The 9,850-nt window shown below is 58.2% G+C and carries 12 protein-coding genes and 2 pseudogenes; 6 read left to right on the plus strand and 8 right to left on the minus strand.

Annotated elements, in window-relative coordinates:
* Window positions 1–88: 88 nt before the first annotated feature.
* Window positions 89–256 (plus strand): annotated as a pseudogene (locus NKH97_RS28440) (IS1595 family transposase); the annotation flags it as partial.
* Between the two features lie 93 nt (window positions 257–349).
* On the opposite strand, the gene NKH97_RS28445 reads toward NKH97_RS28440, so the two are convergent.
* Together NKH97_RS28445 and NKH97_RS28450 are read right to left on the minus strand one after the other, a co-directional pair.
* The gene (locus NKH97_RS28445) at window positions 350–1,504 is read right to left on the minus strand and encodes a RelA/SpoT domain-containing protein (RefSeq protein WP_245273101.1); all 1,155 of its coding nucleotides are present in this window, start codon (window positions 1,502–1,504) and stop codon (window positions 350–352) included.
* Between the two features lie 336 nt (window positions 1,505–1,840).
* Window positions 1,841–2,221 carry a type 2 periplasmic-binding domain-containing protein gene (locus NKH97_RS28450; protein WP_206638033.1) on the minus strand — a complete coding sequence of 127 codons (381 nt, stop codon included), beginning with the start codon at window positions 2,219–2,221 and terminating at the stop codon, window positions 1,841–1,843.
* Window positions 2,222–2,328: 107 nt separating this feature from the next.
* On the opposite strand from NKH97_RS28450, the gene NKH97_RS28455 reads away from it, so the two are divergent.
* The 3 genes from NKH97_RS28455 (at window position 2,329) to NKH97_RS28465 (ending at window position 3,823) form a co-directional block, all read left to right on the plus strand.
* Complete coding sequence (locus NKH97_RS28455) at window positions 2,329–2,709, plus strand: DEAD/DEAH box helicase family protein (protein WP_352722856.1); 381 nt, start codon at window positions 2,329–2,331, stop codon at window positions 2,707–2,709.
* A gap of 43 nt (window positions 2,710–2,752) precedes the next feature.
* Window positions 2,753–3,397, plus strand: a complete 645-nt coding sequence (locus NKH97_RS28460; RefSeq protein ID WP_245273103.1) for a hypothetical protein — start codon at window positions 2,753–2,755, stop codon at window positions 3,395–3,397.
* Window positions 3,398–3,499: 102 nt separating this feature from the next.
* Window positions 3,500–3,823 (plus strand): tyrosine-type recombinase/integrase, encoded by a 324-nt coding sequence (locus tag NKH97_RS28465; protein WP_245273105.1) that lies wholly within the window; start codon window positions 3,500–3,502, stop codon window positions 3,821–3,823.
* A gap of 832 nt (window positions 3,824–4,655) precedes the next feature.
* Here the strand turns inward: NKH97_RS28465 and NKH97_RS28475 are convergent.
* The 6 genes and pseudogenes from NKH97_RS28475 to NKH97_RS28500 all read right to left on the minus strand — a co-directional run.
* Window positions 4,656–5,388: pseudogene (locus NKH97_RS28475) on the minus strand (CNNM domain-containing protein); the annotation flags it as partial.
* Between the two features lie 129 nt (window positions 5,389–5,517).
* On the minus strand, window positions 5,518–6,231 hold the full coding sequence (locus NKH97_RS28480) for a HoxN/HupN/NixA family nickel/cobalt transporter (RefSeq protein ID WP_352799223.1): 714 nt from the start codon (window positions 6,229–6,231) through the stop codon (window positions 5,518–5,520).
* Window positions 6,232–6,252: 21 nt separating this feature from the next.
* Entirely contained in the window at window positions 6,253–6,897 is a 645-nt protein-coding gene (locus tag NKH97_RS28485; protein ID WP_502895378.1) for a DUF1007 family protein, read from the minus strand.
* Between the two features lie 93 nt (window positions 6,898–6,990).
* Window positions 6,991–7,425 carry a YqaA family protein gene (locus NKH97_RS28490; protein ID WP_127292005.1) on the minus strand — a complete coding sequence of 145 codons (435 nt, stop codon included), beginning with the start codon at window positions 7,423–7,425 and terminating at the stop codon, window positions 6,991–6,993.
* Between the two features lie 24 nt (window positions 7,426–7,449).
* Window positions 7,450–8,778 (minus strand): cation diffusion facilitator family transporter, encoded by a 1,329-nt coding sequence (locus NKH97_RS28495; protein WP_127292003.1) that lies wholly within the window; start codon window positions 8,776–8,778, stop codon window positions 7,450–7,452.
* A gap of 8 nt (window positions 8,779–8,786) precedes the next feature.
* On the minus strand, window positions 8,787–9,068 hold the full coding sequence (locus tag NKH97_RS28500; protein ID WP_127292000.1) for a metal-sensing transcriptional repressor: 282 nt from the start codon (window positions 9,066–9,068) through the stop codon (window positions 8,787–8,789).
* Between the two features lie 208 nt (window positions 9,069–9,276).
* Between NKH97_RS28500 and NKH97_RS28505 the strand changes: the two genes are divergently transcribed.
* Together NKH97_RS28505 and NKH97_RS28510 are read left to right on the plus strand one after the other, a co-directional pair.
* Window positions 9,277–9,561 (plus strand): hypothetical protein, encoded by a 285-nt coding sequence (locus NKH97_RS28505; protein WP_127291998.1) that lies wholly within the window; start codon window positions 9,277–9,279, stop codon window positions 9,559–9,561.
* Between the two features lie 114 nt (window positions 9,562–9,675).
* Window positions 9,676–9,850: HupE/UreJ family protein (locus NKH97_RS28510; RefSeq protein WP_502897101.1), on the plus strand; the 175-nt coding region annotated here is incomplete at its 3' end.

Here is a 9,850-nt window from a genome sequence, read left to right on the forward strand (position 1 = left end):
AGACTGCTGCGATCGCCCGATGTCACCCCGAGATCGGAATGACCTGCCCCGGCGGCTGAGTAAACACTGCCAAAATACCCGGCGCATCAGCATCTTCAAGCGCGGCATGCGTGGCACCTATCAGCCTTGCGCAAAAAAGCATCTGCACCGCGACCTCTCCGAATATGACTTCCGCCATAATTCACGCGTAGCCCCTGGCATGAACGACGATGCACGGGCCGGTCGCAGCCTCGATGGTATCGTCGGCAAGCGCCTCGCCTCGGGTTACTTCACACGGAAGCGAGCGACGGCGCTTAAGCCGAACCATAATAGGGCCTTTCGTAGGGTTCGGAGCTACCACCTGTGCAGGCTAACTGTATTCGATAGCCGCTTTTCCCGTGCAGATGGATTTCAGATTACGAGCAAATAAGTAAACGTCTCCGAAGTAATTCGGATACATTTCCACAAGCTTTTCTTTCTTATCTACCTCGACCAAGACAGCCTTCACCTCACTGCCCCTTAGCTCGATTTTTTGCTCGATCTCTTTCAGTTTTCGCGCACCTAATATAAGCGCCCAGAACGGCTCGATGGACAATTTATGATCTTTTCCATATTGAAGCAAATAGTATCGAGTTTTGGCTGCTTTATGTACGAAGTTTTCTGGGCAGTGAGTAGTATTATTGATTTTTTCTAGTATGCCGATCGCATCTATACGCTTGTTGAGATCCTGCAATTCTCGAACCCGGTCATTGTGATCCGGAACACTTACATGAACGGGGCACTGCTCAACGTGCGCGAATTCCGCCGACATAAGCTGGAAAAGGCGAAGCCAATCCTGGTCGCCCTCTCCGTGCTTCAAATCCTGGCCCCGGAATAGCCCGACAGCCTCAACCGCAGTTGCCCATGAGTGCTGAAGCTTGGTACGAACTTGCAACTCGATGCGTCGTCCGTCGAAAGCCTCGGTGTCGGCATCTCTGGGTCGGTATTTGAAAACAATATGGTGACTTCGATACCCGTCCGGCTTCGGCTCATCGATATAGTTAAACTCCCTAGAGTGGATCTCATGGGGGAACTTGTCTCGCATCGATGCGAGAAGCGAGCGAACACCTTTGATATCGGCCATGATCGCTCGGCAACCGCCGATGTCGTTCATGGTGTCCAAATTGGTGGTGGACTCTCGAAGCTTCCGACGAATGGATGCCATGCGCTTCGGCCGGGATGCCATGTCGCCCTCCAGTCGCAGGGCTCTTATGTGATGACCGACAGAGAACCGAACGCTGCGCATCGGCAGAAAGTGCGAGTCGCGCCAGCTATTGGCGATTGAGAAGATTTCGAGTGCGTCCACATACTGGCCGACAGTGATGTCTCGTCCGAACTGAATAGGTTTTGCCAGCCGGTCGCCTGCCTTGCGAACGGCTTTCATGCTGTAGGCAAGGCGCGGGTACTCAGTCATTGGAGCCAAGAAATCAAGATAGCCCGCCTCATTCTGGACTGGCCGGACTATCGCAGGGGAATCAGATCCCAAGAGTCATATCCGTTTGGGTAAGCGAAGTACCATAGCGCGCGACATCGGATCTCCGCGAGCGATCGTCTCGGCCGTATCTGCCTAGATCGCGCCCCTGGACATGACGCGGACGTAGATGCCGTCACGGTCAGCCAGCTTATAGTTCTTTTCAGTGCTTTAAGGGCGACGCCGACAACATAGCAATTGCCTCCTGAAAGATACCTCAGGACAATTGAAGGCTTCATGGCAGGAAATTGCCTTTTCTCCATCGCATTGGGCATTAAAAAGCACCACCGTGAGCCTTATTGCTCTGATGGTGGTACCTAGAAATCCGGGTGGGCGATATGCGAAGGTTCATCAAAGCCAATCGACGTTTGAGTGGGCCTGAATCATTCCCACTCGATTGTTCATGTCGGCGACGATCAGCGTCGGTGGCGGCAGTTCATCGAGGATTGGTCTTCGAACGATCTCCTCCCCATCGGCGGTGGCGCGACCGATAGGCCGCATGTTGAGGACGGCCATGCCGAAGCCGGATGCGACGGCCGAGCGCACCGTTTCGTAAGAGCGCGTGCGAAAGCGCACCTCCGGCCGTTTCGCCAGCTCCTCGATCGGCTCTCGAACGCGTGAGGACGATGCTGGGAAATCTTCCTGAATGATCCGTGCGGAACATTGGAAACCTTCGGACGGGTTCGTTCTGGAGCCCAATGCCCTAGAGGCAGCAACAGAGACCGAAGCCAACCTAGCGCTCACTGCCGGACCGGGAGCCGGCAAGACGGAGATGCTCGCAACGCGCCGACTTTCTCCTGCGGACGCGAAGCTGCAGATACCCAAAGCGTATCCTTGCGATCTCCTTCAAGGTCGATGCCAGCACGAACCTCAAGGCGCGCGTAAGGCGCCGGTGCGGCCACCAGCTTGGGGAACGCTTCGACAGCTTCACATTCCATCGCTTCGTGCTCCGCATAATCCAGCAGTTCCGCCTCGCGCTCACCGGGCAGGACGTACTGGCTGCGGACTTCTCCGTCGGGCCGGCTCGCATCCAGGGCCAGTCGATTACATTCAGGGACATGATCCCTCTTGCGAAGACGATCGTCGAGGGCAGCGTGATCGCGCGGAACGCGCTGAGGAAACATACAGCCAGGTATTCTTGGACGAGTTCCAGGACTGCACCGATCTCCAGTACGGCCTCATTAAGGCCTGTTTCCTTGGAACCGGCGCGCAACTCGTAGGGGATGTCATGGAAAGACAGTCTATCGCTATCGTGCAAAGGGAATGCCTGAAATCCGCCTCCCAGGTCAGCCCGGCGATCCGGAATTCGAGGCTGCCTACGAAAAGGCGACGCAAGGCCAGGGCCTCAAGGCAGCTATTATCGACCTACCCGGTCGGGCGTTGCCAAAGACATTCGGTCATGCTGCGCGGCGGCTTGAAGCGACGATGGAATGGCTGGACTTTGACGAAGCGACGCAGCGGAAGAATGCCCGTCTTATTGAACGCTTCCTTCGGATGCAGGTCGATCCTGCCTGTCCGCTAACTTGGCGCGATACGCCCGTCGAACATCTCGACGCCGACCATCTGCGTTCGATTATAGAAAGCGTCTTTGCCGCCAACAGGACGGTTGCCAAGCACCTGCTGGTCGCAATCAAGAAGCTCTTGTGGGTGGGGATCGAAATTGAGAAATGGATCAAACCGCAGAACGAATCCTCACTGTCGATCCACGTCCGGATTCCTAATCGACCGCCAATCCCGCGTGGCGGGTCCCCATTCGGGAAAAGTTCGAGGCGCGCCATCCGATTGGCTCCCCGCCCCGCACCTGCTACGCGCTCGCGTTCTGGCTCGGCAACCGTCGAGGCGATATCGCCTCGTTGGAATGGGACGATTTGGTTTTCGAGGAGATCGAACTGTTCGACGGGTCTCTAGAGGTGATCGAGGCCTTCGATTTCCGGCAGAAGAAAAACCGCAACCATCACGGCGGGCGCGAGATGTTTATTGGCGCCGCTTGATCGTTCGAAAGGCGGCACGGTGCTGAAGAATGCCTATGGGCACCCATTCGCGGAAAAGAGTCTCACCGGCATGATGGCACATTGGCACAAGCAGGCCGGCATTCCGGAGGGCTACACTCTGCACGGGCTACGCCGTACCTTCGGCACGTATCTCGCCGAATGCAACATCCAAGCGCGCGCTATCATGGAGGCGATGGGGCATTCTTCCATGACGGTGACGGACGAATATGTCCGAGAGGCCAACAAGAAGCGAATGGCTGTCGACATAGCCCGCGCCATCAATGAGCGCGAGGCCAAACGCGATGCGATGAAGCAGCGAGCGGCCCTGCGCGTCGTCAAGTAAGTGAAATCAACCGACCATGCGCAGCGTGGCCATATCAGCGGCCCTTTTTTTGGGGCCCACAATGGGTCCAAAACGTTTTGGACCGAGGCATATTTTTATCAATGAAATCAATGGTTATGGTGGTGCAGGCAGTCATTGGCGAACCAGTCTCTGTCTGATTTTCCCTATTAGAGCCCGAAAAACAGCGAATTTCTGGCGATTTTGAGCGGCCGAGCCAATTCCGGCCTGAAATCTCACAGTAGTTTCAACGCGTTGTCCAGGAATTCCCTATTCGCCCTAACAGGGAAATGAAAGTAGTCCAACAGGGAAACGCCACGTGCGTCAGGCGCGGGAAATGCGCATCGCTTGCTTGACTTTGAGCGGCCTAGCGACTGGGTTGTCTCACCCACCGAATCCGTCCCCAAGCCAAAAATGCCGCACACCTTCACCCGCCAAGAATTGTATGACCTCGTTTGGTCGACCCCTATCGTCACGCTTGCTGAGCGGTTCGACATATCGGACGAGGGCTGGCGAAGACTTGTGCTCGCTATCAGATACCCGTTCCCGGCCGCGGCTATTGATCGAATGGGCCAAACAGCGGCTGGCTCACATCGAAGCGCAGAACCAACTTGATGTGCTGACTTCGAACCTGCGCGAGCAAAATCTCTTTCCCGACCCAGACGATTTGGATAATCCTGAGGGTGATCCGCCACCGCCAAAGACCCTGTGGGGCTAGCAACGCATTGCAAACGACCTGCTCAGACGGTGGGCCAGCGCCCTGCATCCCGTCGGCCCAATTGAGTTGCAGGTTCGAGGTGAGCTGTGCCTTGCGAAACAGGTCTTTACCTTCCGGGCTGTTTGCGGACGACACGCCGATCCAGTCGATATCGCGCCGCGGCGTCATGATATCGGCGATGCGCCGATCGCCAATGTTGAAGACGCGCTCGACGAGCTCCTGCTGGGTCTGGTGAAGCAGCCCTGCCTCCTGGCTCGCCGCGACAAGCAGCTTCAGCTCTAAGCGAATGCAGGGACTCCTCGCCCGTCCCTAGCCGCAATCCTCAGAGACGCAACACCAGATTGCCAAGACCGTTCAAAGCGAGGATCGCCGGCCTGAGCAGGAACAGGAACAGGCCTAGCGGCCGCACCACCCAGAGTGCCGTGCCCTCGCTACGCTGAAGCGCCAGGCTTTTCGGCGCCAACTCGCCCAGAACGATGTGGAGAGCAGTGATGATAATAAAAGCAATTGCTACGGCGATTATATGGGATCCGGCGGTGGCAAGAGACCCCATCGCTCCGACCAGCAGTGGCTCGATCAGATGGGCGAGTGCAGGTTCGCCAACCCAGCCAAGCGCCAGCGACGAAATGATACCCAGCTGGGTCGCGGCAAGATTGGCATCGAGATTCGCCAAGGCTCTTTGAAGCAGCCCGGCATTCAAGCGTCCAGCGGTAGCAAGTTCGTCGACTCGGCTCCGCCTGACCGCCACCAACGCAAATTCCGCAGCGACAAAGAAGCCATTTGCGCCAACGAGTACTAGAACCAACAGAATTCCAAGAATGTCGCGTAGACTACCATCGTCCGCCGGCATGATATCCTCTGCTGGATCTGACTGGCGGGATCTGTGAAGCGTATTTGGCGCTATTGCGCAACCGCATTGGGCTCAGAATTATCACGCGGAGCTGCTGCCCCGACGCGGGGACTCTGGCTTTGGACAGCGTTAGGAAGAAGTGATTTGCCAGACCGCTACGCCGGCTAGAACAATTCCGGCAGCGCCTTCGATCGTCCGCGAAATGGCATCGAACAGGCGTGGCCGGCTGTCGAAGAAATGCACTAGGCGCTCCCGAAACAGGATCGACAACACCGCAACGCAAGACAGCGTCAGCGCCACGCCGGCCATCATGGTGATTGCAAACAGGATACCGGCGAGCGGAACGCCTCTGGATATTGCGAAGGTCATCACGAAAAGCGTCAGCGGGCATGGGATCAAGCCGGCCATGACGCCGACGGCCTCGCCCTCATGCTTGTGGTGATGGCCGTGGCTCAATGCGCGCCAGAGCATCCAGACGCCTATGAGTCCAAGCAGCCCGCGACTGACGTCTTCTAGTAGCCGCGCGCGGCCAACACTGCCCAGGGCAATAGACACCAACGGTAGCGAGAGCGCCGCGATCAGCACGGCAATCGTCACATGCGTGAAGGAAAGTGTCAGTGATACCCGAAGACCGCGCGAAACCTTTGCGTCCGAACCGGCCAAATACGTGGCCAGTAGGGCTTTGCTGTGACCCGGCGTCAGCGCATGCGCTGCACCGAATAACACGCCCATCGGCAGAAAGGCCGTGAAGGCCAGCCAATCGCCGCCGGCCGAAAGCAGTTTGATCTGCTCGGCCAGCGCCAGGTAGATCGTGCGTTGGAAGTCGACCAGCGTCTGGAACATGGCCATCGAACCGGCTCCGGGTCAGCCGCAGGTCAATTCGAGGCGTGTCGCGAAAATCTTGCCGAGATCGGTCCCTGTTGGGTCACTGAAGAACGCGTCTGTCAGGCTTTTCTGGTTCTGTGCGATGGCCGTGTCCGGATCTGGACGGACGACCGCGCGTGAGCAGCCTACAGGCAGGCCAGCCACAGCAATCTTGTCGTCGTCGGTAAAATCGATCGCCGTGTAGAAGGTCGGGTCATAGACGCCGATGCTGACTTTTCCAGCAAGAGCCAACGGGTCCTTCGGCTGCGTTTCGAACTGGACAACGAGCTGATCATTCTCAAAGCTGACGCTGAACTTCGGTGGCGGCGCCATCGTCACGTCCTTGCCGTTCAAGGTCACCATCTGAAAGTAGTTGTACCCGGCCAGCGACGCATGGACGGTGAGAGCAACCTCATCGAGTTCTTTTGTATCAAGAACAAGGTCGGAATTCTTGTCGAATTCCATCAGCACAGTGCTGGAAAAGAGGTCGTCGAAACGCCAGAGATGCCGAAGTGATTTGACCGTGCGGTCTTGACCGACGGTCATGTCCAGCTTCGCTTCGGCAAAGACATGGGGATGGGCACTCGCCGCCGCGGCGGAAGCGAGCAACAGCGCGACGCCTGATACCATGCCCGTCAGTCGCATTTTCACTCGCACTTCATCGTTTCCGGTCAGGCAGCACGTCTGGCATTGCAAGCAGGCCGAAATGGGACATGCGGTTAAGGTGGGCCCTCAAGATCAAATCACGCTCAGCGTCATGGCGGCAAGAACAAGATAACGGCCGACCTTGGCCGCAGTGACCAGCAAGAGGAAAACCCGAAAAGGCTCGCGCAGGACGCCCGCGACGACGGTCAGCGGATCACCGACAATTGGCAGCCAACTCAGCAGAAGCGACCACTTCCCGTAACGGCGATACCACACTTGTGCGCGGTTTAGTTGCGTTTGGTTCGCCGGAAACCACCGCCGGTCCCGAAAGCGCTCAATGCCTCGGCCGAGCAACCAGTTAATCACCGACCCAAGCACGTTGCCGACGCTCGCGACTCCGACTAGCAACCAGGGCGAATAATCCGCAAGCAAGAGCCCGATCAGCACCGCTTCCGATTGCATCGGCAAGATCGTCGCGGCGATGAAGGCTGCCAGGAAAAGACCAGCGTAGGCTGCGAGATCGGTCATTGAACAGCGTATCTGTCTGTCGACCTAATGATGGTGACCTTCTGGTTCGACCATCTTGAACGGTAGCACCTGTTCGCGATCCTTGGCCTTCAGGACCAGTCTTGCCTCGAATTCATGCGGCTCGGCAGGGGTGACTGTGCTCTCAAGGCGATGATGATTGTCGGCGACAGGATCGAGGTGCAACGTCTCCGGCCCCTCTGGCCGGTCGATGATCACCGTCGCCGTCAAATCGTCGGCATGCCGGTCGATCGTCAGACGCATCCGCTCGCCAGCCGGTGTATCGACGATTTCCAATGTCCCTTCAGCCAGATCACAGGCGACCTTGAAGGGCTCCGGCGCATGATGGTGAGCATGAGAGGTTTCCGCGCCAGTGACGGCCGGGCTCACCAAGCGAACGTTGGCTTCGGCCAACGCCGGCAAGTGGGCGAACAGCTCCTGTTTGAGGGCTTCAGTTACACCCAGCACGTCGTTGGCCGTCGCCATCTCCGGAACACTGATGGCCACGTCGGCATGCAGGCGGTGGCCGATCCAGCGCGCCTGCACGCTTTGGACACGCTCGATGCCGGATACATGCTTGGCGGCATGATGGATTTCATCGACGATGCCAGGCTCGACGCCGTCGAGCATGCGGGTCAACACGGCTTTCGACGACTGCCATACGATGGCGAAGATCGCCAGCGTGATCAACAGTCCGATGATCGGATCGGCAAGCGGAAAGTCTAGCCACACGCCAATAGCGCCAAGCACGACCGCCAGACTGGTAAAGCCGTCGGTGCGGGCATGGTAACCATCCGCGATCAGCGCCGCGCTGTTGATCTCGCGGCCGACACGGATACGGAACACAGCGACGGCCTCGTTGCCTAAGAAACCTATGATGCCGGCTATGGCGACCCAGCCAAGAAATGCGATCGGCTGCGGATTGATCAACCTGTCGATCGCCTCGTAGCCGGCAACGATGGCGCTGAACAGGATGATGAGGACAATCAGAATGCCGGCCAGATCCTCGACGCGGCCCAGCCCGTAGGTGAACGTCTCGCTCGGTTTGCGACGGGCCAGCATGAAGGCGACCCACAATGGGATAGCGGTGACCGCGTCGCCGACATTGTGGATCGTGTCGGCCAGCAGTGCCACGCTGCCGGAGAGGAACACGACCACGAGCTGAAGCGCCGCCGTGATGGCCAGAACGACGAATGACCATTTGATCGCCCAGATGCCGCGCGTCGTCGTGGCGATCGTCGGGTCGATGACGCCATGGGTGTGACCATGGCCGCCCTCGCCGTGATCATGTCCGTGGCCGCCCATGCCGTGCGTCATCGGGCCGAATCCGAACCAATCGCGAACTTTGTCCATCATGGCGCTTCTCACAGGTATTTGGTGATATCCTTGAACTCGTCGATCGAGCGGCGCTGCTCGAGCGCCAGCGGTCCGACGACGTCCTCAAGGCAGTGGTTGAGGTGGTCTTGGATCAGCGTCTTCTTGGCCTGGGCGATGGCCCTCTCCACGGCATGAAGTTGCTGGGCGATGTCGAGGCACGGTCGACCGGCCTCGATCATCTCGACGATCCCGCGCAGATGGCCGTCGGCGCGCTTCAGCCGCTTGATGATGGCAGGATGGGTTTCGTGGACGTGGGGACGCTCATTCATACCTTGATGCTATCCCCCCAGAGAGGATATTCCAAGCCTCAAAGTGGCCTCGATTCTGGTGCACGCAACCATTCGTTAGGATTTTAGAGAATAATCGTTAAGCATGCCGAATTGGATCCATAGCATAGCCTTTCGTCTCATCGTCGCTTTCGCGATGACTCTCGGCGTGCTGGTCTCCCCAATGGGTGGTTCGGCCTCGCATAGCCCGATGGCGCTCGCTGCCGCCGAGGCAGCGCGTCACGCAGAGCTGGCAGCACAGATCGAAAAACACGGCCACAGCCATGACGATGGCGAAGCCGATGAGCAGAGCTTTGGTCATACCCACGGCCACAATCCGGCCGACCACACCCATGAGACGGCGAGCACGCTTCCGGGCTTCGCGCAGCCAGCACCGCCGATAGGCCGGAGCTGGCTGGTTTACCCGCCTTCGTTTGCCGACCTCAAAATCCGTTTCCGGCTTGAGCGCCCTCCCAGGCAGATCGTCATCGCATGATCGCGGCCGCACGCGCGGCCATCCTCAACGACGACGATTGGAATTCTCATGCAAGGATCCTTCTACGAGGGTCCGCCACGCACGCCTTGCGCGCGCTGGCGGTTGGCCCTTCCTATGCTCATTGCTCTCCTGACCCTTCCATTGCTTGGGGCGGTTGCCCTCGCCCATGCCGTTGCCGAAGGCGACAAGGGCTATATCCAGGAGATCACGGGCATCAATCTGCTGCCCTTCATCTATCTCGGCGCCAAGCACATGGTGACGGGATACGACCACATCCTGTTCCTGTTCG

The sequence above is a fragment of the Mesorhizobium sp. M0870 genome (assembly GCF_040319775.1).
GTDB lineage: Bacteria > Pseudomonadota > Alphaproteobacteria > Rhizobiales > Rhizobiaceae > Mesorhizobium.